Source organism: Vitiosangium sp. GDMCC 1.1324 (assembly GCF_003044305.1).
Classification (GTDB): Bacteria; Myxococcota; Myxococcia; order Myxococcales; family Myxococcaceae; genus Archangium.
Genome location: NZ_PZOX01000048.1, coordinates 1 through 24,464, shown reverse-complemented (window position 1 = coordinate 24,464; position 24,464 = coordinate 1). Strand labels below are relative to the sequence as shown.

Annotated in this window: 21 protein-coding genes and 2 pseudogenes; 12 read left to right on the top strand and 11 right to left on the bottom strand. The window is 66.9% G+C overall.

Going from position 1 to position 24,464, the window contains the following annotated elements; genetic code table 11:
* Positions 1 to 121: 121 nt before the first annotated feature.
* Positions 122 to 1,246: a hypothetical protein gene (locus DAT35_RS58680; RefSeq protein WP_158502446.1), complete on the bottom strand. Its 1,125-nt coding sequence runs from the start codon at positions 1,244 to 1,246 to the stop codon at positions 122 to 124.
* Between the two features lie 539 nt (positions 1,247 to 1,785).
* Complete coding sequence (gene hrpA, locus DAT35_RS57075; RefSeq protein WP_108077875.1) at positions 1,786 to 5,496, bottom strand: ATP-dependent RNA helicase HrpA; 3,711 nt, start codon at positions 5,494 to 5,496, stop codon at positions 1,786 to 1,788.
* 572 nt (positions 5,497 to 6,068) lie between these two features.
* Here hrpA and DAT35_RS57070 point away from each other — a divergent pair.
* The 4 genes from DAT35_RS57070 to DAT35_RS57055 all read left to right on the top strand — a co-directional run bounded on the left by DAT35_RS57070 (position 6,069) and on the right by DAT35_RS57055 (position 8,754).
* Complete coding sequence (locus tag DAT35_RS57070) at positions 6,069 to 6,716, top strand: hypothetical protein (RefSeq protein ID WP_108077874.1); 648 nt, start codon at positions 6,069 to 6,071, stop codon at positions 6,714 to 6,716.
* Positions 6,713 to 7,627 carry a DUF3396 domain-containing protein gene (locus DAT35_RS57065; protein ID WP_108077873.1) on the top strand — a complete coding sequence of 305 codons (915 nt, stop codon included), beginning with the start codon at positions 6,713 to 6,715 and terminating at the stop codon, positions 7,625 to 7,627. Before DAT35_RS57070 ends, DAT35_RS57065 begins: the two co-directional genes overlap by 4 nt.
* 6 nt (positions 7,628 to 7,633) lie before the next feature.
* Positions 7,634 to 7,864 (top strand): hypothetical protein, encoded by a 231-nt coding sequence (locus tag DAT35_RS57060; RefSeq protein WP_108077872.1) that lies wholly within the window; start codon positions 7,634 to 7,636, stop codon positions 7,862 to 7,864.
* Between the two features lie 371 nt (positions 7,865 to 8,235).
* Positions 8,236 to 8,754 (top strand): hypothetical protein, encoded by a 519-nt coding sequence (locus tag DAT35_RS57055; protein WP_108077871.1) that lies wholly within the window; start codon positions 8,236 to 8,238, stop codon positions 8,752 to 8,754.
* Between the two features lie 211 nt (positions 8,755 to 8,965).
* Here DAT35_RS57055 and DAT35_RS57050 read toward each other — a convergent pair whose 3' ends face one another.
* Positions 8,966 to 10,585 carry a hypothetical protein gene (locus DAT35_RS57050; protein ID WP_108077870.1) on the bottom strand — a complete coding sequence of 540 codons (1,620 nt, stop codon included), beginning with the start codon at positions 10,583 to 10,585 and terminating at the stop codon, positions 8,966 to 8,968.
* Between the two features lie 44 nt (positions 10,586 to 10,629).
* Positions 10,630 to 10,812: a hypothetical protein gene (locus DAT35_RS59720; protein ID WP_158502444.1), complete on the bottom strand. Its 183-nt coding sequence runs from the start codon at positions 10,810 to 10,812 to the stop codon at positions 10,630 to 10,632.
* Between the two features lie 142 nt (positions 10,813 to 10,954).
* Here DAT35_RS59720 and DAT35_RS57045 point away from each other — a divergent pair, with 142 nt between their 5' ends.
* Positions 10,955 to 11,815 carry an AraC family transcriptional regulator gene (locus DAT35_RS57045; RefSeq protein ID WP_158502442.1) on the top strand — a complete coding sequence of 287 codons (861 nt, stop codon included), beginning with the start codon at positions 10,955 to 10,957 and terminating at the stop codon, positions 11,813 to 11,815.
* Positions 11,816 to 12,154: 339 nt separating this feature from the next.
* Here the strand turns inward: DAT35_RS57045 and DAT35_RS57040 are convergent, their stop codons facing one another.
* Together DAT35_RS57040 and DAT35_RS57035 are read right to left on the bottom strand one after the other, a co-directional pair.
* Complete coding sequence (locus DAT35_RS57040; RefSeq protein WP_108077868.1) at positions 12,155 to 12,262, bottom strand: ATP-dependent helicase HrpA; 108 nt, start codon at positions 12,260 to 12,262, stop codon at positions 12,155 to 12,157.
* A 34-nt stretch (positions 12,263 to 12,296) separates the two neighbouring features.
* Positions 12,297 to 14,060 (bottom strand): CocE/NonD family hydrolase, encoded by a 1,764-nt coding sequence (locus tag DAT35_RS57035; RefSeq protein ID WP_108077867.1) that lies wholly within the window; start codon positions 14,058 to 14,060, stop codon positions 12,297 to 12,299.
* A 1,352-nt stretch (positions 14,061 to 15,412) separates the two neighbouring features.
* Here DAT35_RS57035 and DAT35_RS57025 point away from each other — a divergent pair.
* Together DAT35_RS57025 and DAT35_RS57020 are read left to right on the top strand one after the other, a co-directional pair.
* A complete protein-coding gene (locus DAT35_RS57025; RefSeq protein ID WP_108077865.1) occupies positions 15,413 to 16,312 on the top strand; it encodes an SDR family oxidoreductase in 900 nt (299 codons plus the stop codon).
* A gap of 140 nt (positions 16,313 to 16,452) precedes the next feature.
* Positions 16,453 to 17,556, top strand: coding sequence for an AraC family transcriptional regulator (locus DAT35_RS57020; protein ID WP_233262314.1), 1,104 nt, complete (start codon positions 16,453 to 16,455; stop codon positions 17,554 to 17,556).
* Between the two features lie 342 nt (positions 17,557 to 17,898).
* Here the strand turns inward: DAT35_RS57020 and DAT35_RS57015 are convergent, their stop codons facing one another.
* A complete protein-coding gene (locus DAT35_RS57015) occupies positions 17,899 to 18,603 on the bottom strand; it encodes an SDR family NAD(P)-dependent oxidoreductase (protein WP_199243324.1) in 705 nt (234 codons plus the stop codon).
* A gap of 122 nt (positions 18,604 to 18,725) precedes the next feature.
* On the opposite strand from DAT35_RS57015, the gene DAT35_RS57010 reads away from it, so the two are divergent.
* Positions 18,726 to 19,628 carry a LysR family transcriptional regulator gene (locus DAT35_RS57010; RefSeq protein ID WP_158502440.1) on the top strand — a complete coding sequence of 301 codons (903 nt, stop codon included), beginning with the start codon at positions 18,726 to 18,728 and terminating at the stop codon, positions 19,626 to 19,628.
* Positions 19,629 to 19,738: 110 nt separating this feature from the next.
* On the opposite strand, the gene DAT35_RS58675 is transcribed toward DAT35_RS57010, so the two are convergent.
* The 3 genes and pseudogenes from DAT35_RS58675 to DAT35_RS61705 all read right to left on the bottom strand — a co-directional run bounded on the left by DAT35_RS58675 (position 19,739) and on the right by DAT35_RS61705 (position 21,496).
* Positions 19,739 to 20,323 (bottom strand): type II secretion system protein, encoded by a 585-nt coding sequence (locus tag DAT35_RS58675; RefSeq protein WP_146210331.1) that lies wholly within the window; start codon positions 20,321 to 20,323, stop codon positions 19,739 to 19,741.
* A gap of 575 nt (positions 20,324 to 20,898) precedes the next feature.
* Positions 20,899 to 21,327, bottom strand: a pseudogene (locus DAT35_RS57000) (DUF5953 family protein); the annotation flags it as partial.
* A 61-nt stretch (positions 21,328 to 21,388) separates the two neighbouring features.
* Positions 21,389 to 21,496, bottom strand: a complete 108-nt coding sequence (locus DAT35_RS61705; RefSeq protein WP_233262313.1) for an ATP-dependent helicase HrpA — start codon at positions 21,494 to 21,496, stop codon at positions 21,389 to 21,391.
* A gap of 192 nt (positions 21,497 to 21,688) precedes the next feature.
* On the opposite strand from DAT35_RS61705, the gene DAT35_RS58670 reads away from it, so the two are divergent.
* The 3 genes and pseudogenes from DAT35_RS58670 to DAT35_RS62645 form a co-directional block, all read left to right on the top strand.
* Positions 21,689 to 21,943, top strand: a complete 255-nt coding sequence (locus tag DAT35_RS58670) for a hypothetical protein (RefSeq protein WP_146210330.1) — start codon at positions 21,689 to 21,691, stop codon at positions 21,941 to 21,943.
* Positions 21,944 to 21,972: 29 nt separating this feature from the next.
* The gene (locus tag DAT35_RS56990) at positions 21,973 to 22,707 is read left to right on the top strand and encodes a hypothetical protein (protein ID WP_108077862.1); all 735 of its coding nucleotides are present in this window, start codon (positions 21,973 to 21,975) and stop codon (positions 22,705 to 22,707) included.
* Positions 22,649 to 22,984, top strand: a pseudogene (locus DAT35_RS62645) (kelch repeat-containing protein); the annotation flags it as partial. The gene DAT35_RS56990 and the pseudogene DAT35_RS62645, both read left to right, overlap by 59 nt.
* Positions 22,985 to 23,148: 164 nt before the next feature.
* Here the strand turns inward: DAT35_RS62645 and DAT35_RS56980 are convergent.
* Positions 23,149 to 23,328: a hypothetical protein gene (locus DAT35_RS56980; protein WP_233262312.1), complete on the bottom strand. Its 180-nt coding sequence runs from the start codon at positions 23,326 to 23,328 to the stop codon at positions 23,149 to 23,151.
* Positions 23,329 to 24,106: 778 nt separating this feature from the next.
* Here DAT35_RS56980 and DAT35_RS56970 point away from each other — a divergent pair.
* Positions 24,107 to 24,464 (top strand): hypothetical protein (locus DAT35_RS56970; protein WP_199243323.1); only part of this gene is annotated, 358 nt, incomplete at its 3' end.

Here is a 24,464-nt window from a genome sequence, read left to right as displayed (position 1 = left end):
CAATGTGTTGGAGTACCTCACTGACCTCCTCTACGCACATCGCCGCGGGCTGCCATTGCCTTCCCTCCTCCCATTCACCACCAGCACTCAGGCTTCTCTTCCTGTCTGAGCCGGTGAACGGTTACCGCATTTCTTCTTTCGCTTTATTGTACGCTTTATTGTAGTCCTCTTCGTGGGTTGGGGAATGAAAAATGTCATTAGGCAAGTTCCAAATGTAAAATTCTCCGGGTCCACGCTGGTATTGAGTCCCGTGAGATAGGACATCGCCCCAGTATTGGTGCACCTGCATCATCAGGTTTCTGGCCGTTTCATCGTACAAATAAGTCGATGATGCCTCCCAGAGGGCATTGAAGCCTTCCCAAAAATGGACCACAGTAAAATCAATTCGATGGGGTGCGTCCTCCCAGATACTGTCGAAGACGTCCGGATTCAGATGTAGAAGTAGATCATTTAGAGTTCGAATGTCGCGCTGCCTCTTGAGTGAGGTTGCGTCAGTCACAACGGCGACCGGGCGATTTGGAGAGGTCTTTACAATCGCTTCAATGGCGAGAGTTAGGTCTTTAGTTAGTGCACCTAGGGCACTTGATACGGAGTCTTTATTCTTCTTCGCGTCTCCGGTCGGGAGCGGGCATTTGAATGGGGTGATTCTTTTTTGCCTGATGTCGAAAGGAAGGTCGTCTATGTTTCCAAGCTCCTTATTGGCAACCATGATAATTCGCGCCCATCCATGAAGAGCTGCTGCATAACCGAGTTCGACTAGCACGTTCGGGTTCGGTGTCTTGCGACCGGTTGTCGTGCTGCTATTTATGATGGAGATGTCGGAAATGATGACGTCTGCGGATTCTATCTTGCGAAATATAGTGCTCGGTATATCAGGACTCCCAGCTTCGCCACGTGTTGCTTCGTCGAGAATTAGTTGCACACCCGGAAGCTTCGCTTCAATAGCGCTTGCTGCATCACGTAGGGCGCTCTTGATTAAATTTCTGCCTTGATTGTCGGGCATGTCTGACTGCCAAGAATAGAAAAGAGTGTAGGTCTTGGAGGTGTCAGCAACTGTCGTCATTGTCTCGCTTCCCCGTGGCAGATGGGTTGCCGCAAAATCTAGGCTGGATGGTTGAACATTCCACAAAATCGCTTCGCTCTTCCATGGCTCAACCTCTAGGGGAGCGGTGTAGCGGTTGTAGCTGCGTCTAGCAACTCTCAGGGGGTTGGTCGTGGAGTGCACGGCGGAAATGGCAGCTAGCACCAGCTCGCTCTTACGGACAGTTCCGGATCAGGCACCGCTTGCCCAAAACTGGAGAGAGGCCGGGTATCCAGGCGGCTGACGCCTCGAATGGCGCCCCGGCATCGACCCGGTTGAGTCCCTGTGGCCTTTAGCCCCGCAGCAGTCCTGGCACGAGAACCCGGCAGCGAGGGGCGAGCTACCGTTCAGGACGGTCATGGGAGCGGCAGCGAGCCACACGGCACGGGATAACCCTCCGGCGCGAGGTAGGCAGCCCCCGCCGTGTTGCACGTATGTCGCAGGAGCGTGCGGAATGGGCCGGAACAGGATGGGACATCAGGGGACGCGGCGGGATATCGACTCCCAAGCATTCCGGGCGGTTGCGAGGTAAGGGCGCGATTCTGCAGGGAGTTTCGCACCGCCCGGCGCGGGTTCGATTCCCGCCGCCTCCACATTCAGAAGCCCAGCAATCTCACCGGGTTGCTGGGCTTTTTCTTTGCCCTCGTTTCCGCATGTGCCCTCAGATGCCGATGCGCTCGTCTCGGCCGCGCAGCCGCTCGCTTCTAGCGCAGCGCCGCGAGGGCCGCGCCGACCTTCGCCACCGTCACCGACACGGGCGTCGTCACCTCCGGGGCGAAGATGGCCACGCGGAGCTCCTCGAAGATCCACCGCAGCTCCCGCGCCGCCTCCTGGTCACGCACGGTGGCGCGCCTGGCGAGGAACGTCTCCCACAGGGGGGTGAAGGGCTCGGCCTTCGCTGCGTCCTTGCCGGGGTTCGCCACCGCACGCGCCAGCCGTGCCTGGGCCGCGCGCAGGTAGCGCGGGTAGTTCATCAGGTGCAGCAAGGGAATCCACTCGATGAGGTTCGCGGGGAACAGGTGCCCGAGCTGCGAGCGGATGTCCCGCACGGCCGCCGCGCCGCTCGGCCCCCGTGATGCGGCCTTGAGTGCGGCGAGCGTCGCGGCGAGCGTCGAGGAGGTGGCCATGACGGTCTCCGCCCAGTCCCGGGCCTCACGCTCGATGCGCGGCGAGCCCTCACGGACGAGCGCCTCGAAGGCCGCCTTCGTGCGGGGCAGCGGCGCGCCCGGTGCGAGCTTGAACGCATCGTCGACGCTGCGTGCGAGGACGAGCGCCCGGAAGGCGTCGGCCTGGCCCCGCGCGGGCGGCGCACCGTCCAGGGACGGGAAGGGCGGCGGCATGCGCGCGGCGCTGACGGCCACGTGTCCACGCGCGGCGAGCATCAGGAGCCGGCGGACCCCCGTGCGCGTCATCGCGTCGGCGGCGGAGGAGGTCTCGAGCAGCACCAGGTCCACGGCAGCACCCTGGTCGACGAGCGCGGGGTAGCTGCGGAGCTCGAGCCCACCGACCCGCCGGGTGACCACGGGGGGCAGCTCTCCGAAGGTCCAGGCCGTCAGCCCCTTGCGCTCCCAGTCCGAGGCCGGTGCCGCGCTGCGCAGCGCCGCCCGGGCACGTCCCCCGTGTTGCTCGAGCAGCGCGTCGGCGTCGCGGCTCCGCGCGAGCTCCTTTCCCCGCTCGTCGAGCACCCGGAGCGTGATGCGCAGGTACGGCGCCACGGCGTCCGCCCGGAGCGACTCCTCGGGCAGGTCCACGCCGCACAGCCGGGACACCGCACGCGCGAGCGCTGGAATCATCGGCCCGCGGAAGGGCACCAGCTCCTTCTCGAGACGGTCGACCAGGTCCGGCACCGGCCCCAGCTGCTTGCGCTGGGCGCGGGGGACCTGCTCGAGCAGGGTGGTGAGCTTCTCCCGCTGCCACCCGGGGATGGTCCAGTCGAATTCTCCCGGGACCAGCTGGGCGAGCAGCAGCAGCGGCACGCTCAGGGTGATGCCGTCGTCCTCGGCCGCGGGGTCGAAGGTGTACGTCACCGGCACGGACGCGCCGTGCAGGGTAATGGCGTCCGGGTAGTGCGCCGGGGACAGGCCCGGGTCGTGCGCGAGGGCATCCTCCATCGAGAGGACGAGCACGTCGGGGTTGGCCGCCTCGGCCTTGCGGCGCCAGGCCTCGAAGCTCGCCCCGTCCGTCACGTCCGCCGGGACGCGCTGGTCGAAGAACGTCAGCAGCGCCTCGCTGTCGAGCAGCTCGCTGCGCCGGGCCTTGTCCCGCAGGCGTGCCACGCGCTCGAGCACCTGGCGGTTCTTCTCCTGGAACGCCCCCCGCGTGCGGTACTCGCCGCGCACCAGGGCATGCTCGAGGAACATCAGCCGTGCCCGCTCGTTGTCCATGCTGGCCAGGGCCACGGGGCGCTCCTTGAAGACCTGCAGCCCGAAGAGGGTCGCGCTCTCCTTCACCACGGCGCGCGCGGACTTCTCCGACCAGTGCGGTTCGGAGTGGCTGCGCTTGAGCAGGTGGGGGGCCGCCGCCGCGAGCCACTCCGGGTCGAGCTTCGCCACGGTGCGCGCGAACAGCTGGGACGTCTCCACGAGCTCGAACGCCATCACCCAGGCAGGGGGCTTCTTCGCGAGCGCCGACGAGGGGTGAACCATGAAGCGCGTCTGCTTCGCGCCCGTGTAGTGGCGCTGCTCCGGATTCCACTGGCCGATGCGTGACAGGAGCCCGGTGAGCAGCGCCTGGTGCAGGGCGTCCCCGCGCGCCGGGGCGCCCTGGCCCTTGCGCGGCAGGCGCAGCTCGCGGACCGTCTCCTCGAGCTGGCGCTGGACGTCCCGCCACTCGCGCACCCGCAGGAAGGACAGGAAGTTGTCCCGGCACACGCGCCGCAGGTGGGACGTCCCCCGGCCCTCGGCCTCGCGCACGAACGCCCACAGCTTGAGCAGGCCCGTGAAGTCCGAGTGCTCGTCTCGGAAGCGCCGGTGCAGCTCGTCCGCCTTCTGCGCGAGCTCCCGTGGCCGCTCGCGCGGGTCCTGCAGGTTGAGCGCCGCGGCGACGATGAGCACCTCGTCCAGGCACCCGTACTCGGCGCCGGCGAGAATCATCCGCGCGATGCGCGGGTCCACCGGGAAGCGCGCGAGCTGGTGCCCGAGCGGCGTCAGGGTGCGCTCCTTGCCCTCGATGGCCCCGAGCTCCTCGAGCACCCGCCAGCCCTCGGCGATGGACTTCGGCTGGGGCGGGTCGAGGAAGGGGAAGTCCTCGACGTCACCGAGGCCGAGGGACTTCATCCGCAGGATGACCCCCGCGAGCCCGGTGCGCTTGATTTCCGGGTCGGTGAAGGCGGGCCGCGTGGTGAAGCCCGCCTCGTCGTAGAGGCGCACGCAGACCCCCTCGCGCACGCGGCCGCAGCGCCCTTTGCGCTGGTCGGCGCTGGCCTGGGAGACTGGCTCGATGTGCAGGCGGGTGGTGCCCGAGCGTGGCTCGTAGCGCGACAGGCGCGCCACCCCCGTGTCCACGACGTACACAATGCCCGGGAGGGTGACCGACGTCTCGGCCACGTTGGTGGAGAGGATGACCCGGCGCTCGGGGATGGTGGCGAAGACGCGCGCCTGCTCGGCGGCCGACAGGCGCGCGTACAGGGGCTGCACCACCGTGCCGCGGAGCTCGCGCGCGTTCAGGGCATTCTCGGTCTCGCGGATTTCCCGCTCGCCGGGGAGGAACACGAGGACGTCCCCGTCCGGGTCGAGCGAGAGCACGTCGGCCACCGCATCGGCGACGGAGTCGGCGAGCTCGGCGTCCTCGGGGGGAGGCTCGTAGAGCACGTCCACCGGGAAGGTACGGCCCTCCACCTGGATGACCGGAGCGCCCCCGAAGAACTGCGAGAAGCGCTCGGTCTCGATGGTGGCCGAGCTCACCACCACCTTGAGGTCGGGGCGCCTGGGGAGGATGCGCTTGAGCCACCCGAGCAGGAAGTCGATGGTGAGGCTGCGCTCGTGGGCCTCGTCGAGCACGATCGTGTCGTAGCGTCTCAGGAGCGGGTCGCCGTGAATCTGCGCGAGCAGGACGCCGTCGGTCATGAACTTCACGGCCGTGCGCCGGGACGAGCGGTCCTCGAAACGAATCTGGTAGCCGACGTCCGTGCCCAGCTCCGTGCCGAGCTCGCGTGCCACGCGCGCCGCCACGCTCGTCGCGGCGATACGCCGGGGCTGGGTGACGCCAATCTGGCGCGGGCGGCCGCGCCCCATGGCGAGCAGGACTTTCGGCAGCTGCGTCGTCTTCCCCGAGCCGGTGGCCCCCGCGACGATGACGACCTGATGGGCGGCGATGGCCGCGGTGATGTCCTCCACCCGGCTCGAGATGGGGAGCTCGGGGGGGAAGTGCAGGATGGGCAAGTCGCCGGGGATGGGGACGGGTGAGTCGCCGGACATGGCGGCAAGACCTAGCACCGAAACGCACGCTCCGCCCCAGACGAAGCGTGTGGGCACCTGCGCGCCTTCTGTGGGCCCGCCTCCCTCCCCGCTTGAGGGAGCCGATGGCCCTGACCGCCGCAGCCGTATGCCTCGTGGCGTGCTATGGACTGTGGTTTGGCCTCACCCTGGCGCGCCGCGCACGGCGGACCTCGCGGCCTCCCGTGCCACCCCGGAGCTCCCATCCGGCCCACGCGTGAGTCGCCCCTGGCTGGAATCACCCCGTTTCTTGTCCCGCCACGGCAAGCCCCCTATAGCATCGGCGCCACTCCGCCATGCCCTTCAAGAAGACCAAGACCGAGTCGCTCATCCACAAGCGCCGCCCCCCCTCCAAGCTCGACACCAACGGATGGCAACGCCTCAAGGGCAGAACCAGACCTGCGTTCCAGCCATTGACTGGAGTATTGCTCACCAGTGTGCTCCTCACGTCCTGCCATGCTGGAGTGGTGGGCTACGGAACCCCGAGCCACTACGCTCAGTCCTTCGACTCGGCATCGAGCGCCTGTAGGACCCAACCGGCCCTGTGCGCTCGCGTGGCCGGAGAGGAAATCGTCGTACCGCAGGCCGCGCAACATCTGGCCGAGTTCGGCGCCTCGGCCACCGCGGTCGCGATAGCGCTGAATGAGTTTCACAAGAAATCCATCGAGCAGAAGCTCTCGGAATGCGCCAACAAGGCACGCGAGAAGGTGCTCCTCCAATACATGGACGGCAGGAGTCCCACCCTTGCTGAATGCCGCGAGGTGAAGACGTTCGAGGGCAGGGTCAGGACGCGAGCCATGTTCTTCGGCGAGAAGATGCACCAGGTCGCGTTCGAGTGTGCCGGGCTGGAATTGGGCGCATTACGTCCGGGCGGTTTCAGCCTGGAGCCACGCTACCGCTACAACAAGGAGAACGGGCAGCGCGAGCTGATCAGCCCCGAGAAGGAGCAGGCTCTGTTGGAGGAGGGCTGCTACAGCGAGCTGAGCGGTACGATCAAGCCAGACATCGTCATCCACCCGGGAGATCCGCTCCTGCCTCAGGCTGTGTATGACTTCAAATTCCCCTGCGTGAACGCTGATACAAACCCCTGGTGCCTATACGCCAAAGGGCCGCATACGGGCCGCCGGCAAAACGATGTGTATCGGGAAGCCCTGGGGGTTGAACCCCAGGCAATCCTCCCCTGGGTGGGAGTCACGCCATGAGCGAGCATCATCCACGCATTCGCGTCTACGGGCCGGCCGACTATAGCGTCCTCCGCGACAGCCTGAACCTCTGCTTCTACATCCGCCACCCCCACCAGGAGATAGTGCGGGGGGTGCTTCACTCGTTGGAAACCTACCTGAATGAGGTAGGGCCAGGGGCGCTCGGCACCTACGTGGATCACGACGGATACAGTCAGTTGCTCGATGACACCGGGTGGAAGCATATCCGGCGTGAGATGCTCGAGGACGAATGGCCCGGCATCCAGTTGTACGATAATGACTCCAACCGCGAGAGCCAGTACGGGTTCGACTATCTCGGCAAACCGCTCGGCGCCCCCGACTTGAACAACGAGCCGAATGCGTCATGCATGGTGAGCTTCTGGCTTCCCACCGAATACCTGGAGGAGCACGGTCCAAACCATGTGCGCGAGTTGGCGCTGCAACTGGCCGCCCCCCTGCCCTTCTGCTTCGGACAGGCGGGCCTCGCCTTCAAGGGTCAGAGGACCCGGATCGGCATCCTGGAGAAAATCCGAGAGCTGTGCTTCCGCTATCCCGGCATGGACATCCCTGAGCCGAGCTGGCACTCCTGGCACCTCGGCACCCGAGTACGCGGTCCCTCCTGGCTCACCTTCCTGGGGCAGCCCGTGCTGGGCGAGCTGGGCGGCGCGGCGGGCCTGCGCTCGCGCCTGTCCTCACCGGGCACCACCGTCCAGGAGATGGAGGGGGAGCGCGCCGTCGTCACGCTCGGCCCCTGGCCAGACGCTGGGGACACTGAACAGGGCCGTACGCTCCCCGCCTACCGGGAGCTGGCACGCGTCCTGGAGCCCTGGCTCTATAATGAGACGCGCGGCGCCTCGCCCGACTTCACTGCCGAGGACCTGCGCCGCTGGGAGCGCCGCTTCCTCGATTAGCGTGCGATGTCCTTCCATGACTTGCAGTCCAAGCGCCTCAATGGCCAGGCCGTGAACCTCTCCGAGTACAAGGTCTGCGAGCTCCGCTACAAGGTCACCTTCCCCATGCTCGAGAAGGTGAAGACCAAGGGCGCGGGCCAGTCCCCCATCTACGAGTTCCTCGCGCGCAAGCACGGCGAGCCCAAGTGGAACTTCCACAAGTACGTGGTGGGCAAGGACGGCCAGGTGCGCATGTAGAAGGTGAGGGCAGGAGCGGAGGGGCCGAGAAGGGCCGCTGCCGGGGCCAGCAAGGCCGCGCGCCGCGCCGGTACACGGGACGGTACAACCCCTTGGGGCACACCCCTGCCCTGGCCTCCCTCGCTTGAGGAGAGAGGCAGCGCTGCGCTAGACATCGCTGGGCTTCCGAGGGACGCACGCGCCCTCTGCTGGCGCACGGCTCGGGCCGCCCCCGTCCGCGGCCCTCCTCGGCGCCTCCAGCCAGCGGGTGGCGCGCATCCGGTGGACGGGGCGCGCGGCCACGAACGCCTGAATAATGGCGCGCGGCCCGCGTCAGGCGCCCCACTGTCGAGCAAAACCGCCGTCCCTCTTCGCTCGCGGAAAGGTGTCTCATGTTTCGTCGTGCTGCGCTCGCTGTCGTCTGCCTCACCTGCCTCGCAGGCACATCACTGGCCGGTCCCAAGCCGAAGCGCCCGCCCGCGCCGCCTCCACCTCCGGCGGCATCCACGTACAAGCACGCGAGCGCACTCACCGCGCGCGGCGTCGAGACGGTGCTCACGGATCCGTCGACGGGACTGCGGGCCATCGCGGGGAAGGGTCTGTACGAGTACGCCCCTGGCGACGGCTTGATCATCGATCGCGTTCCCCCCGACGACAAGCTGCCCGCGAGTGACGACGATGCCATCGAGCTGCGCCTGCACGGCCTCCAGGGCTTCGAAGGGCAGATTCGCACGCCGCTCGCCAGGCTCCTCAAGCCGTATCGCCTGCAGCTCGTCTCGTTCGCGAACGGCGCGGCCGAGCTCGCCGTCGAGTACGAGGGGCGCGCGTACCACTGCACGGTGACGCTCGCGCCGGCCGAGATCGCGCTGCTCAAGGCGGCGGCTGTTGACGCGACCTGCAGCGCGAGATAGCGCGCTCAAGAACCGGCGCCAGGTTCATCGCGAAGCGAAAGTCCAACCCCGGTGCGCCGCTGGCATTGGCGCTGTGACGGCGTGTGGCGGACGTGACGTCCCCCTGAGGGGGGACGCGCCCATCTGGAGCACCTGGGGCGGCCCACGCCAGCTCCGGGCCCCCATGCCGCCGCAGATGTTCGGAGCCCCCGTCGCCTCGGGGGGACGGGGCTCACGGCTTGGGCAGAGCGACCGCGGGCGGCTTGCTCAGTCGCCAGTAGTGGTGGAACGTGGGCCGACCCCAGGTGCGGGTCGCGGTCACGAACTTATCCGTGACGCAGAAGTTCTGGTAGATGCCGAGCGCGTACTCAGGGAAGCGGGCGGGGACGATGGCGTAGGTCTCCGCATCGCCGCTCACGGGCACCAGCCGCCAGGACTGGAGGTCGGTGTCGGCCTTGTCCTTCATGCGCGGGAAGTCATCTCCGGCCTTGGTCGCCGTGTTGGGCGACGCCTCCAGGTAGAGTTCCCGGGCGAGTCCGGGGTTCTTTTCGTCCGTGCGGATGCGGTAGGTCCCGTCGGCCTGTTTGATGAGGTTCCAGAGGTGGCCCCGGAGCAGTGGCGTGGTCCGGGGCGGATCCTCGTGCCAGACCTGGACGGCATCGTTGACGTTGGGCGAGTAATTGTCGCACTCGAAATAGGTGCCGGTCACCTGGTGGATCAGCATCCACTGGCCGGAGACATCATCAGGGCGGTTCACGGGGACATCCTCCTCTGGTTCAATGGGGGGCAACTCGTCGGAGACCTTGACCGACGCGGGAACGGTGATCGTGACGGGCTTGCCGCCGACGACTCGTCCGTCGGCGACGACATCGAGCGAGCCCTTGAAGACCTGGGGCTGAGGGGTCGAGGCCACGACGCCAACCCACGCGACATCGAAGGCCACTTCATGGCGCTGGTCGCGGGACAGGGGGCCGTGTCCCTGGGCGGGAGTCATCGACCGTACGAAGCGGGCCGTGTCACCCGCCGGTACCAGGCGCACGTTGTCGATCTGGGTGATCCGCGCGCGCAACTGAGCGGTGATCGTCTCCACGACCCCCTGTGCGCTGACCCCCTGGATGAGCTTGCCACCGGTGGCGTTGGCGATCCGAGTGCCCTGGCCGCTCGTGCCGGCGGGCTCGCCGCACTTGGACTTGTATCCTGTCGACGTCGTCTTGGGATCGTCGTCCAGTCCGGCCGGGGCGCGGTAGTTCGTGTCCATGCTGAGCGCCAAGACGACGATCTTCTGCGCCAGCAGCTTGTCGGTCACCGACTTCTCGGTGATGTCATAGCTCAACCCGGAGATGGCCTTGCACACGGGATCATGACCCGCGGCGTCGCCGAACCACACGACGAGGCGCTGAGCCTCCTCGCGCCAGCCCACCTTGCCGCCGGGCGGCTCGGCGACCTGATCCAGCGCGTAGAACTGTGCCTCCGGCGTGTCCCGGCCGGCAGTCGTCTGCCAGGTGTTGATCGCGTCCGTGATGTCCTTGCTGTTGGCGGTGATGCTCCGCTGATGCTGAAAGGCGTATGGGTGCTCGCTGGCCACCGGGGCGGGGAAATCCTTGTAGTTGCCCACGCCGAACTGCACGTCGGCGCCCAGATTGGCGACCGCAGCGAGGATGGCCGAGATGCCCGTTTTGACGGCCGCGATCGCCGTGTTCATGCTGCCCGTCGTGTCGGCGAGGAAGTAGACGTCGACCTTCGCGGCTTCTTCTGCCTTGGGAATGATGGCCTTGACGACCTCAGCGAGGGTCTGATCCCGGGTCAAGATCAGATCGTTGGTCGCGGGAATTACATCCACCTTCAAACTCATGAACGACCGTCCTTGGAAAAGGGGGATTTCATTCAGACGAATCCTTACAACCTCTCGGGGGAAAAGGCCGACGTCATCTCCCGGCTCGCCCGGCCCTTGTAGGTCCCGGTATCGGCGTCGCGGTTTCCACCGCACTTGACCGGATCTGCGGCGAGGCCCTGACCCGGGATGAACAGCGATTCCAGCCGGGTCGTCATCAACATCGTGAACGGGGCGGCGTGTCTCATGTCGCTCCTCGAGCAGGCGCTCCGGGGGCCGTGCACCTGCGATCTAGAAGGGAGCGCCTCTGGCCGCCTTCGAAATCTCCGCGTCACTTTCGATTTCCCCGCCTCCGGCCCTAAACTGCCGCCCCGCACGGAGGCAGTGCGCATGATCTGGAACGGAACGCGGGCGCTCTCGGAGCGGGTGATGGTTCAGCGGCGCACGGCCTCGTCGAGCGGCCTCGACCTGACCTTCGCCACCGAGGATGTCCGGTCACCGACGGATTGGTGCTTCCACGAGGAGCGCCATCGTATTGTCATCCACCTTGAGGGTCGGCTGCGCTCGATGGAGTGTGAGTTCTCGAGCGGGCCCTCGGCACGGGTGCTGCCCAAAGCAGGTGACATCTGGATGATTCCCGCGGGCTGCCGCTACGCGGCGCTGGCCCATGGGACGACCGTGAGCTTCGTGGAGATTGTCCTCCCAACGTCACTGCTCGCGGATGCCGAGCTCCCAGCCCGGGTGTCGCATCGCGACCCGTTCCTGAAGGAGGCCGTATCGCGGGCCGCCTCCTTATTGGGCCGCGAGGACGACCTCGCGCGTATGCTGCTGCATACGGTCACCGATGGGTTGAAGCTCCACCTCATGGATGTCTATGGGCCCGTGCGAGGTGGGCCCGCGAGGAGGCGGAGGCGCCGGACACTCTCCGGGATGCAGCAGGCCCGGCTGCGCGAGCGCATTCATGGCACGCTCGACCAGGAGCAGTCGTTGGAGGAACTCGCGCTCCTGGCGGGTATGACCATTCACGAACTCCTGCCCGCCTTCCGCGAAGCATTTGGCCTGACGCCCTGGCAGTACATCATCCGCGCGAGGCTGGAGGAGGCCCGGCGCAGGCTCGCCATGTCCCAGGAGAGCGTCACGGAGATCTCGCTCGACGTGGGCTTCTCGAGTCCGAGCCACTTCGCCACCACGTTCCGTCAGCATTTTGGAGTCACGCCCAGTGGTTTCCGGCGAGCCCTTCGGTCCCCCTGAAGACGTGGGGGACCTGCCCAGATGTGGTGTTGAGACTCGAGCCGTCACGCGGCCGAAGACGCCCACGGCCCAGCAGCCTCCCCCTGGGCCACCTGGGCCGACGTGGGCCCCAGGGGGTGCACCCTTTCTCCACCGGCACGGCCCACCGCCCTCCTGACCCTGGAGCCCCCTCTTCCACCCCGCGCGTATAGAAGGCGGGAGAGAAGCCATGTAGAGGGTGAGGGCTGGAGCGGAGGAGCGGAGAAGGGCCGCTGCCGGGGCCAGCAAGGCCGCGCGCCTCGCCGGTACACGGGACGGTACAACCCCTTGGGGCACACCCCTGCCCTGGCCTCCCTCGCTTCAGCACCACGCCTGCTGGGGTGCTCCCCGGGCCGGGGCCCGCTTCAGCGCCTGGGTGGGAAGTCCCAGGTGCTCCAATATCGAGCGCACCCCAGCGGGGGCCGTCACCTACGCCAGCTCCTTTCGCCTGCCTCCACAGCGCCTAGTAGTCCCCCATCGGGATGTCGATACAGGATGATCCGTCGGCCGGCTGGATCACCGTCACGGTACCGGCCATGGACTCGTCGGCCAGGAACTTGTCCCTGGTGTCCACGACCAGCATCAGGCTGTGACCCGGCGGCAGGACGTAGTCGGTCAGCTGGAACCCGAAGTCCACCGCGGTCGGCTGGTCGGCCCGCTCGTTGTGGATGGTGTAGGCGGCGCTGGTGACGATCCGGTCATCCTTGCCGTCATTCACGTCGAACAGATACGCCACCAGCGTCACCGACTTGTTGGCGGGCTTGACGGTCAGGTGCAGCCGCACCTCACCACTGATCCGCTGGCGCTGGGGGAACAGGTTGCTGCGCCAGTACACCGCGTGCTCCGACGAGATGTCGGCAGTCTGGTACCGCATCGGGAGGGCCAGACGCTCCCGCTGGCCCGTCTTGAGCAACGCCGCAGCCACTTCCGCTGCCGTGTTGACCCCGGCGGTGAAGGCGTACTCCCAGGGCTTGGTGTCCGGCTCCCAGGCCATGCTGCCCGGTTCCCGGCCGGGCTTCCGCAGGTGGAACCGCATGGGGGAGCGCACGAACGCCTCCCAGTCCGGGAACTTGTCGGCTTCCCGGAGCGGGTGGTACATCGGCTCGACCACCACGGTGTTGTCGTCGAGTTCGCCGGAGCCCTTGAGGTGGTAGTCGAGCCACCACCGCATCGCGTTGGTGGGGCGGCTGCCCAATCCGGCCAGCCCGGTCACCTCGCCCGCGCCGTGGTCGCCGACCTGCACGAGCAGTCGCTTCATCGGAGCGCTGAGCTTGTTGAAGAACTCGACCACCGCGTTGTTGGAGAACAGTGTCTCGTGCCAGTAGGTGCAGATCAGGATCGCGAGGTCCGGCCGGTTGAGACGTTCGAAGATGCCGGGTGCGAGCGGGGACCGTTGGGCCGCGAACTCCAGCAGTTCGGGCATGTGGGCCCGATAGTCGTCGGACATGTAGCGCTCGAAGATCCGCGCCGTCTCCGGATTCAGGTATGTCGGGTGCGGCAACGTGGGCTCGCCGGGCTTCGGCGGAAACTGTTCCCGCTCGAACAGCGCCCGCAGCGCGAGGAACGCCTGCATGTGCCGGGTGTCGTTCTCGAACAACCCTGCTGCCAGGTCCGCCCAGGCGCTCATCGCGACGACGGCCTTGACCCGAGGGTCTTGGGCGGCGATCAGCAGGCTCTGTCCCGCGCCGTAGGAGGCGCCGGCGAACGCGATCCGGGACGGATCAGCTGCGGGTAGATTGGAGAGGACAAAGTCGATCACCGCGCTGCCGTCCCTCTGATCCTGCGGCCCGGCCACGTCGATCAGCCCGGAGGAGTTGGCCAGTCCCCGCTCGCTGTAGGCGAACGCGATGTACCCGGCCCGCGCCAGCACGGGCAGCAGTCCGGCGCCGTCCTCGATGATGGGCACCTCGGCACTCATCGTCTCCGGCTGCTCCACCCCGGGCATCGGGCCCGGCGGATAGGTCAGGCCCATCCAGTATGAGCGCCACCCCATCGGCGCCAGCGGTGACGGCAGGATGACCACGGGGAAGGGGCCGGCCCCTTTGGGCATGGCGCAGTACGCATCGAGTTCCACACTCCTACCCGGTTCGGATGGTTCCGGGTTGACCGGCACGCGGACGGAGAAGTGCTCGATATCGTTGAAGAGCACGGACTTGACGCTGATGAGTGGGCTCGACGGCCCGTAGACGGAGTCGAAAGCGCTGGACGGATACGACGGAGCAGGCATGGGAACTCTCCTCGAGGTGGGGTTGGGGACCGCAACAACAAATCGGACTATGTCGAATTTTAGCGATGCATTGCCGGCAAACACTCATCATTGACGGCTATGTCAGGAGTATAGGCGGAATAGAAGCCATGTTGATGGTGAGCTTTCACGCGTTGGAGGACTGCTTGTTGGATTTGCTTGTAGCAACACAGCGAGTGAGCGGTGCATAAGCTCTTTGTTGAATTGACAGCCGGACGGTTCTGTGGATCTGCAGGCGAGGCTCCACTCGATCCAGCCTGGGTCTCCCATCTCGGGTCATGAGGGAATCATGATGGAGGAAGAGCCCCTCGTGCGGCTCGGCTCCGGGCAATCCCTCAGTGTGGTGCAACGGCCCGTCCATGGCTCGGGCCGGTCTGGATGCACTCCTGGAGGGTACTGCTCCCATGACCCTGTCACGACACATGGCTGTCTCCGCCATTCTCCTGCTGGCCAGCCTCCTCTCTTGCTCCGCAGGGGCGAGTTTCCCCGGAACGACGACCATCCCGATGCGCGCCGCCCCACCTTCATCGACTCGCGGGGACGCATCTGCGCGGTGGGCTACCTCCTGGAACAAGAGCTCGGCCGGGAGGCCGCCGCGGCCATCGCGGCCGGGTTCAGTTACGCCTTCGTCCGCGAGATCGAGCGTATAGGCGGGAGAGAAGCCATGTGGAGGGTGAGGGAAAGAGAGGAGGGGCCGAGAAGGGCCGCTGCCGGGGCCAGCAAGGCCGAGCGCCGCGCCGGTACACGGGACGCTACAACCTCTTGGGGCACACCCCTGCCCTGGCCGCCCTCGCTGAGGAGAGAGGCAGGGAGTTGGGGCGTATTGACTGCGGCTGCGCCAGGTTCAGCACCACGCCTGCAAGAATCCAATGTGATTTTCCCCCTCCTGCCGAGAGAGACAGCGAGGAGAAAAATGATGCGGAAAATTCCCGGGCGGCGCGCTGGCGAAACCAAGCCTCCGGGAAGCATCCGCGGATGCGCTGCGCCTGGGAGTGAAAACGATCACCTGGGCCTCCTCCAGCTTCTTGCGAGGGATCCACTGGCCACCCAGGTGACGAACCAACACCTCGCCCAGGTAGGCGCCCACGCTGGGCACCGCGCGCTGGTCGATGAGTTCGCAGCAGCATGGATGCATCAACCCAAGAGAGCGAGGCGCGGCGCGACTGGGGGACACGATTGCCCGGCCATTTCCAGGCACATGTTGGTCGATGATTCCTGAGTTGAACGAACGCGCAAGTCTTTTGGCCTTTGGCGCATTCCGCGTTCGTGAGGCCGACGTTATTCCTGTGGCCAACGAGCGTCGGCCTCCAACGCCGCCGCCAAAGGAGAGCGCTATGCGAGTATTTGTTACCGGCGGTACGGGGTTCATTGGCTCCGCCCTCATCCCCGAGCTCACGAGGGCCGGGCACGAGGTGCTCGGCCTCGCACGGTCCGAGGCGGCGGCAAAGGCGTTGACCGCAGCGGGCGCGAAGGTGCATCGAGGGGATCTCGACGATCCAAGCAGCCTGCAGAGCGGCGCCGCACTCGCCGACGGCGTGATTCACGCCGGCTTCCAGCCCGACTTCTCGAGCTTCGTGGCCGCCTCCGAAGCGGACCGGCGAGCCGTCGAGACCTTCGGGGCCCTGCTCGCTGGCTCGGACCGGCCTCTGGTCATTACCTCCGGCACCGCCGCCATCCAGCCCGGTTGCGTTGCCACCGAGGACGACGCGACCTTGTTCAGCTCCGCCACGATTCCCCGCATCGCCACCGAGGAGGCGGCGACCGCCCTGGCGGAGCGAGGCGTGCGCGCCTCGGTGGTGCGCGTCTCGATCGTCCACGGCGAGGGCGACCGCGGCCTGCACGTCCTTCCGTCGCTGATCGGGCTCGCGCGCGAAAAGGGCGTCTCGGCCTACGTGGGCCAGGGCGACAACCACTGGCCCGCCGTGCACGTCCGCGACATCGCCACGCTGTATCGGCTAGCGCTCGAAAAGGGTACAGCGGGCGCCCGCTACCACGGGGTGGCCGAGGACGACGTCACCTACCGAGAGATCGCTGACGTCATCGCGAAGCGCCTCGGCGTCCCTCTGCTCTCCAAGTCTCCGGAGGCGGCGGCGGAGCACTTCGGCCTGTACGCGATGTTCGCCAGCATGAACGGTCGGGTGTCGAGCCGACTGACTCGAGAGCGTCTGGGCTGGCGTCCGACGCATGCGTCTTTGCTGGAAGATCTCGAGCGGGGGAGCTACTTCAAGAGCTGATGCGACCTCGAAGCGTAGATGGCCCGTTTCGCGCACCCGCCACGACGATCCGACGGACTGCCACGACCCCGGCGCCGCATGGGCCTGCGGTCCGGGGCGACTGCGAGCTACAGCGGTCGACGAGCGATCCCGAGCGCTCCGTGCCGATCACGCCCGACGGCGCGAGTGATCCGTTCGCCGACATCCTGCGGCTGACGGAGGCGAGCTCGGTGGTGTCCGGCGGCTTCTCCGCGCGAGGGGACTGGGCGCTCCGCTTCCCGTCGATCGGGAAGCTCAAGCTCGCGGCCGTCGCGCGGGGCACCTGTTTGCTGCAGCTCGACGGCCAGAAGCGCTGCGTCCGGCTCGAGGAGGGCGATGTCGTCTTTTTGCCGGGGCGGCAAGGGTTCGTGCTCGCCAGCAGCCTCTCCATCCCGCCGAAAGACGCACGGCGCGTGAGAGAAGGCTTTGCACAGCTCGGAGATGGCGAGGAGCCCGAGTGCGTGGTGCTCTCGGGGGTTGTGTCGCCCCACCCGTCGAGCGGTTCGCTCCTGTCGGAGGTACTCCCCGAGCTGGTACACGTGCGCGGCGCCTCGCCCGAAGCGGCGCTGCTCCAATGGCTCCTCAAGCAGATCCTCGAGGAGCGCAGGGGCATGCGTCCAGGGAGGGCCATCGCCTCGGAGCTGCTCACGCAGCTCCTGTTCGTTCAGGCGCTGCGTGCCCACATGGAAGGCGCCGGCCAACTGCCATCGGGCTGGCTCCGAGCCATCCGCGACGAGCGAATCGCTCCTGCCCTCCGGCTCATGCACGGCGATCCGGGGCGTAAGTGGACGATCGGCGAGTTGGCCAAGGCCTCCGCCATGTCTCGCACCAGCTTCGCCACGCACTTCAAGTCGGTCGCTGGCGTGGCGCCACTCTCGTACCTCACCAAGTGGCGCATGCGGCTCGCCCAGCGGGCCCTGCGCGAAGACCCGGTCACCATCAGCCAGATAGCGGCCTCGCTCGGATATACCTCCGAAAGTGCCTTCAGCAACGCGTTCAAGCGCGTGACGGGCAGCGCGCCACGCCACTACCGACACGCGGCCCGCGGGCACACCTCGACGTCGCCCGAGGACGGCGACTTTGAGTTCGGGCCGCGCACGGCGGCGAAGAGACAAGCCTCCTCCGAACCGGCATCGAGAGAGAGCGCGCGACAGTCTACTGGTCCTCTCTCTCGGGCGACTGCGCGGTCCACCAGGACGCGTGGTGCCCGATCTTCCCCGAGCTGACTCGTACTCACACAAGAAGGTTCGATGGGCATCATGGCTCTCAGTACAGGTGGAGCGCATCGCAACCCGAGCCGGTGGCGAGGCGCCTCGACATAGGTTCACTGGCTCCCTGAGGACCATCAACAGCCTGGACTTGGGACCTGCGCACCACTGCTAACTCAGTCGGGAGTTGCCACTCGTCACTGCTGACTCAGTCAGCTCGGCAGGCCGCTCCCTCTCCTTTTCTCAGACGGGGCACGGCGATCAGTTACAACTTGCCCCACCCGCGCGGCTAGCACTGCGCGCGAGCGGTGAGGGGCGATTTCGTCGAGGCGGGTCGCCAGCGCAAACGGGTTCACAAAGTCAAATGGCCGCGAGCTGGCGCTCCACGCTCTCGGGATCGCGCGCCCACGCGGCGAACACCTCGCGCGACGTGAGATCGGGGAGGATGTCCTCGTCGCCGCGCGCGACGCCCTCGAGGATGGCTCGCGCGACGGCCTCGGGCGAGGTCTTGGGGAGCTGGATGTCCTTCGCCATCTCTGTGTCGACAGGCCCAGGGAAGACGGCGTGCACCCGGACCCCCCGTGACGCGAGCTCGCCGCGCAGCGCCTGCGTCAGCGACATGGCGGCCGCCTTGGAGGTGGAGTACCCCCCGACGGCCGGCATGCTGGCCAGCGAGACCACCGCCAGCACGTTGACGATGGCCCCGCCGCCGACGCTCTCCAACACCGGCAGGAGCGCCCGCGTGAAGGCGAGCGTCCCGAAGACGTTGGTGGCGAAGTCCTCCTGGATGCGCGAGAGCGGGCTCGTCAGCGCGCTCAACGAGGCTTTGGCGCCCGCGTTGTTGACGAGGAGGGTGACGTCCTGCACCTCCTCGGCGACGCGGGCGATGGAGCTGGGATCCGTCACGTCGAGCGCCAGCGGGACGACCGCCCCGCCCGCCGTGTCGACCTGCTCGGGGCGGCGGGCCGCCGCATAGACGCGCTTTGCGCCGGCGTCGCGGGGCGAGGACGAGGGCGCAACCGATGCCTCGGTTGGCGCCGGTAACGAGGGCGACGGCGTTATCAATCTTCATGGGATTACCTCGGTGTTGGGGAGAAGTTGCACCCAGACTCTGCGCCTCCGCACGGCGCCTCGGTAGGCTGCGGCGGCGCAAGGCATCCTTGCGTGGCGCGAGAGGATCCCCCAGAGTGGCGAAAGCGATGGATCTGCTCTCGCAGATGGCGACGTTCGTGCGCGGGGTGGAGTCCGGCAGCCTCTCCGCGGCAGCGCGGGAGCAGCGCATCTCGCTCGCCGCGGTGAGCCGGCAGATCAGCGCGCTCGAACAGGACCTCGGGGCCACGCTCCTCCTCCGCTCCTCGCGCCGGCTCTCGGTCACGGACGCCGGGCGGCGATGGTACGAGCGCGCGGTCGGCATCCTGCGCGAGGTGGATGACGCCAGGGCCTCGGTGCGCGAGGGGGCTGAGGTCCACGGGGCGCTGGTGATGAGCGCATCCGTGACCATGGCGAGTACGCTGCTCGTGCCGCGCCTGCCCACCCTGTTGCGGCGGCATCCCCGGCTCTTGATCGACCTCCGCATCGAAGACCGCCTCATCGATCTCGTCAGCGACGGCGTCGACCTCGCTATCCGTGGCGGAGCTCCCCCGCCGGACAGCACCACCCTCGTGGCTCAGCCGCTCTTCCGCTTCCGCCGGCTCGTCATGGCCTCGCCGGCTTACCTGCGGGAGCGCGGCATCCCGCGCGACCCGAGTGACCTCGTCCGCCACGACTGCCTCGTCGTGGCTCCCGGGAGCAGCGTGCCTCTCCGGTGGGTTCTCGTGCGCGGCGCCGAGGAGCGCGCTGTGGAGGTGCGCGGTCCCCTGCGCACCACCACCCCCTTGCTGCTCCGCGACCTCGCCCGTGGAGGTGCGGGCATCGCAATGCTCCCCTCGTGGCTTGTCGCCGCGGACTGCGAGAGCGGCCTCCTGCGGCGGGTGCTCCCAGAGTGGGAGTCGCCGCCGACGGCGCTGTGGGCGATGTACAGCACCCGGCTGCGCGGCTCGCCCCGCATCCGCGCCTTCCTCGACGGCCTGGACACGTTGGAGGAGCCATAGGTGCTGTCGGCGTCGGCCGAGTGCAGCCCGAAGGGTGCCTCCGTGCGAGCACGTCCACGTTCCGGGGGCTGCACGCAGGGGAACGGTGTGGAACAGAGCGGGATATACTTCTAGTCCGTCAAATAATAGTGAACATAAGAAGAGCCGTCCGCGCAAGCGCTGGAGATAACGGAGATTGAAATATCGCCATTGATATCCTTGATGGACTGTGTGGCTAAAGCTGCCTTATCTGTTCCTGTGAAGTCCGCATCTTTGTTCACGATGACATACTTCACAACGTCGCCAAGGTTCAGCTTTCCAAGTGCTATGCAGGCCTCGGAAGAAAGAGGACCTACGTGGATGATGCCCAAATCGGGGCCAGGGCTGAAATTTGTCGAACCAAAAGTCATCTTGGCATTCGCTATGGGCAGGTTGTAACCACTACCATCAGCAGCTTCATAGCTTGAAGGTAGCGCACCCAAAGCCACGGCCGTTCGATTGTCAAAACCTCTCATACTCTTCCCTTCGTAGAGGTCAGAGATTCTTTGGACAGCGGACACCGTAAGGGCTTCGGTGTCTGTGAGTTTGCGCTGATTGGAGGTCGAGAGATAAAGTGTCATCATCCCCCCGATGACAACGGCAGCGATGGCAAGGAGCATGGCAATTTCAATGAGGGTCAAACCTCTTGATGGGGGGTTGCGAAATCTGGCGAACATTGCTTGGAACCTCTTCTCCGGGATGAAGGAGCGCCGCCTGGGAATGCACGTTCCGAACCATAGCGGCCCACTCGTCCAGGCGCGCGGAATTCCTGTCATCGGGCGCTCGTCCAGGGCCCCTGGAGCAGGGCTGACGCGTCAAATGACACGTCAATGGACACCTTTGGATTCATCCTCTCGGGCGCGCTCGCCGCGGCCACCGAACTGGGGGTCGCGGACCACCTGGAGCGGGGTCCCCGAATGGGCCCATCGCGCGGAGCTATGACTTCAGCCCCTTTCAGCGCGTGGTGGATGTGGGCGGCGGACATGGGGGGGTTCCTCATCGAGGTGCTCCAATCCACCCCCACGCTCCAGGGGGTGCTCTTCGATCATTCCCACGTCCTGGCCGGCTCGCGGATCGCCAACGCCGGGCTCGCGGCTCCTGGCCGAGGCGGGGCTCCATCTGTCGCGCACCCACTCCACCCCCACGGCGCTCAGCATCACCGAGGCCATCGCCGCTTGAGGCGCCGGAGACACGTTCCCGGTAAGCCAGAAGGCGGCGCTCTGAGCATGGCCACGGCGGGCCGTGCCGAGCCTCAAGGGGCGCGCCCGCCGATCTCCGGGAAACGCTCGTAGGCCCGTTTGAGCGCGTCCAGATGCGAGGGGTTGTCCAGGTCGAGCGGCGCATCGGTGAGTTGCACGACCCACCCGCCCGTCGCGGTACTCCGTGAGAGAGAGAGCAACTCCGCATCTCGGTTGGGGTCCGGAAAGCCGATGGTCCGTGCGGCAGCGGCAGACCAGTAGTTGAGCCACCCAAGGTAATAGGGAATCTCCGGCGCGAGGATGTGCTGGAAGAGCTTGAGCGCTGGCAGCCCCCGGGGTGGAGAAGGTGGCCCGGCCAACGTGGGCGCCGTCTGCCCGGCGATCTCCCCCGCGTATAGGCGGGAGAGAAGCCATGTTGAGGGTGAGGGCAGGAGAGGAGGGGCCGAGAAGGGCCGCTGCCGGGGCCAACAAGGCCGCGCGCCGCGCCGGTACACGGGACGGTACAACCCCTTGGGGCACACCCCTGCCCTGGCCACCCTCGCTTCAGCACCACGCCTGCTGGGGTGCTCCCCGGGCCGGGGCCCGCTTCAGCGCCTGCGTGGGCAGTCCCAGGTGCTCCACTCTCGAGCGCACCCCGGCGGGGGCCGTCACCTACGCCAGCTCCTTTCGCCTGCCTCCACACTGCAGACAGGCGAAGCCCGTCCAGTGCTTTCCGTCCTGCGCAGCAGCCCGGCCCACTCCACCCGCGCCGTCCTCTGCTTCCTCGGCTCCTCCTCCGTCGCTGCCAAGCAGAGGCTCTCCTTCTGTGGGCCCGCCTCCCTCCCCGCTTGAGCCCTGCGCCAGTTGCTGGCACCGCTCGTCGCCCGCACGGGCTTCGACGCGTCGCGGGCCGGAGCGCTCGTCGCCGCGCTGCTCACGACCGAGCCGGCCCGGAAGGAAGGACCGGCGGGCGCGACGACCACCGGAACGCTCTCGCCAGAGCCTGTCTCACTTCCGCCGGCTCCTGAACCTTGGCGTGGACCCTGGGGACGAAAGCTTCTCGGGGTGCTGTTCGCGGACGCGCTACTGGGAGCACTGTGGCTCGCGCTCACCCGGTGACGGCAATACCTCCCTAGAATGCCTACGTCATGAGCACGCCCCATCTCCAGGACATCCGCCGTGCGCTCTCACGCTTTCGGGTCTTCACTCCAGACGAGGAGGCCACCGTCGTGACGATCTCTTCGCGCGACATGGTCGTGAAGACGCTCTCCACGGCGATCGACGATGCGGCAGTGGCGAGGCGAGGCGCGAAGCCCGCGGAGGACAGGTCTCTCCGCCTGAGTATGGAGGTGACCGGCGGCGGCACGCATGCATTCGACTTTGACGTGTACGGCTTCGCGCCGCTCTACACGCTCTCTCCGACCCGGAACTTCGCGGCGGTGTTCCAGGAGCTCTTTCGACGCCAGGTCCTCGCCCCGGCTTTGGCGCAGTTCTACGTCCAGAGCTCATCCGATGCGCCTTCGCCCTGGCGGTGGTGCTTCGCGGGCGTCGTGGGGGACATCGTCTCGTTTGATTCCCAGGGCCGCGGCTTCTTGGCTCTCGATCCGGCTGAGGTGATGGAGAGGCTCAATGAAGAGGGCGGAACGTCCGCGATCATCGACATCGTGCTCGGGAAGGACCTCGTCACGGCGTTCCCTGCCTTCCTGACTTCTCAACAAGGGAAGACTTGGGTCTCGACGGCCACGGACGAGGTCGGTCAACCGATTTGCTTCCTGCCGCTCGGGGTGCACGTCGCTGCCCATTGGGGACCGCACCCGCCGGACGATGTCGCGTTCTGGCGCAGCGAGCTCCGTCGCCTGTTCCCCGGCGCCTTCGCGGAGTGAGTTCGAAGGGTGGGTACGCGGACTCCTGGCGGTGCTGCTGGGCTGCTGCCTGCTCGCGCCGCAGGGAGCTCAGGCGCAGAGCCCGGGGCCGCTGAGCGGGGCGATGTGGTCTTCCACCGGCAGCATGAGTGCGCAACGCTCGGGCCACACGGCGACTCTGCTGCCCTCGGGCCAGGTCCTGGTGGTGGGCGGACAGGATGGCACGGACTCTCTCGACTCGGCGGAGCTGTACGATCCGTGGTCGGGCACCTGGACTCCCACCGGCAGCATGTCCACGGGCCGTGTCGGGCGTATAGGCGGGAGAGAAGCCATGTTGAGGGAGAGGGCTGGAGCGGAGGGGCCGAGAAGGGCCGCTGCCGGGGCCAGCAAGGCCGCGCGCCGCGCCGGTACACGGGACGCTACAACCTCTTGGGGCACACCCCTGCCCTGGCCGCCCTCGCTTCAGCACCACGCCTGCTGGGGTGCTCCCCGGGCCGGGGCCCGCTTCAGCGCCTGCGTGGGCAGTCCCAGGTGCTCCAATATCGAGCGCACCCCGGCGGGGGCCGTCACATACTCCAGCACCTTTCGCCTGCATCCACAGCAGAAGGCCGATCCGGACTTGACGCCGGTACTGGGAGCCATCCCGGAATAAGAGTTCCTTTCAAAAACAGTCCCGTAGGTACGCCAGGATGCATCCGCTTTCTGGAGAGCCGGCGTGGGGTCTGAGCTCAGGTGCCCGAGCCGGCCTCTGTCGACCTGAGGATGGCGAGCGCGGAGTACCAGTCGAACACCGGTCCCGCGCCCGCCCCCAGCACAGGGACCGGGAAGTTTCCCAACTCAGTGACGGCAAAGGTTGCCCCGAGGTAGAGAGCGAGAGCCGTCGCCACTGGCGCGCTCTCGCTACGAGCCCTGTGCAGCCACACCGAGCCGTGAACCAGGGGGACGAGGAGCCATCCCACGGCCATGAGCGCGGCGAGGAGCCACGGAAGCCTCTGTGCGCTGGCCAGCTACCTTCAGCTTCGACAGGCGTGCCAGCACGGCCAGCCCCGGTAGTGGTCCGTGATGAAGTAGAGCTTCGGCCGTGCCTTGAGCAGGAACTCCTGCTCGTCCAGGCTCTCGAGCAAGAACACAACCGAGGTGCCGTCCTCCTTCCTGTGCCCACGTCATTCTTTCCTCTCCTGACTCTCCAGAGCCCGGTTGGGAGGAAAGCCCGGTCGGGCGCGCCCTTTGTGCCGCAGCCTCGCCGCCCGGTACGCTCCCGTATACTGCCGCCTTGGGATTCGATGAAGGGAGCCGCGTGCGTACGTCTCGAACGACACTGGATGCAGCAAGGGGCCGGCCGTATCTGTGGGGCCTCTCCGTCGTCCTTCTCCTCGTCTGGACGCGCGCGCATGCACAACATGTGTTGAATGAGCCGAGCATGCACAAGCAGGCCCTGCTGCACGCCATCGACCTCCACGGTGACCGCGTTGCGGCCGAGCTGGCGGAGCTGAGGGCCCACCCCCCACCACTGCAAGTCCCTGTGGACGTGCTGGAGCGTTCCGGAGCTGAGCACCTGGAAGCTCTCAGGGCCTTCAGGTCCTCGGTCCAGGCGCTCGCGCCTGCCGACATCCCCGAGGCATTGCGCTCGCTCTACCTGTCGTGCCGCCGCGGCACGTGTCGCGGGGGAATCGAGGTCGCGGAGGCATTGGACTTCATCGCCGCGGTGGGGATGCCCGCGGTGAATGTGCTGCTGCCCGAGTTCGGGGCCCTCGAGCCGCACCAACAGGAGGACGTCC

What these genes read in the sequence shown, in the direction of transcription:
- DAT35_RS56980 (WP_233262312.1), bottom strand. Translation starts at nt 23,328, where the DNA reads ATGGCTCCCAGTACCGGCGTCAAGTCCGGATCGGCCTTCTGCTGTGGA.
- DAT35_RS57055 (WP_108077871.1), top strand. Translation starts at nt 8,236, where the DNA reads ATGTTTCGTCGTGCTGCGCTCGCTGTCGTCTGCCTCACCTGCCTCGCA.
- hrpA (WP_108077875.1), bottom strand. Translation starts at nt 5,496, where the DNA reads ATGTCCGGCGACTCACCCGTCCCCATCCCCGGCGACTTGCCCATCCTG.
- DAT35_RS57025 (WP_108077865.1), top strand. Translation starts at nt 15,413, where the DNA reads ATGCGAGTATTTGTTACCGGCGGTACGGGGTTCATTGGCTCCGCCCTC.
- DAT35_RS57065 (WP_108077873.1), top strand. Translation starts at nt 6,713, where the DNA reads ATGAGCGAGCATCATCCACGCATTCGCGTCTACGGGCCGGCCGACTAT.
- DAT35_RS56990 (WP_108077862.1), top strand. Translation starts at nt 21,973, where the DNA reads ATGAGCACGCCCCATCTCCAGGACATCCGCCGTGCGCTCTCACGCTTT.
- DAT35_RS57060 (WP_108077872.1), top strand. Translation starts at nt 7,634, where the DNA reads ATGTCCTTCCATGACTTGCAGTCCAAGCGCCTCAATGGCCAGGCCGTG.
- DAT35_RS59720 (WP_158502444.1), bottom strand. Translation starts at nt 10,812, where the DNA reads ATGAGACACGCCGCCCCGTTCACGATGTTGATGACGACCCGGCTGGAA.
- DAT35_RS57045 (WP_158502442.1), top strand. Translation starts at nt 10,955, where the DNA reads ATGATCTGGAACGGAACGCGGGCGCTCTCGGAGCGGGTGATGGTTCAG.
- DAT35_RS57035 (WP_108077867.1), bottom strand. Translation starts at nt 14,060, where the DNA reads ATGCCTGCTCCGTCGTATCCGTCCAGCGCTTTCGACTCCGTCTACGGG.
- DAT35_RS57050 (WP_108077870.1), bottom strand. Translation starts at nt 10,585, where the DNA reads ATGAGTTTGAAGGTGGATGTAATTCCCGCGACCAACGATCTGATCTTG.
- DAT35_RS58675 (WP_146210331.1), bottom strand. Translation starts at nt 20,323, where the DNA reads ATGTTCGCCAGATTTCGCAACCCCCCATCAAGAGGTTTGACCCTCATT.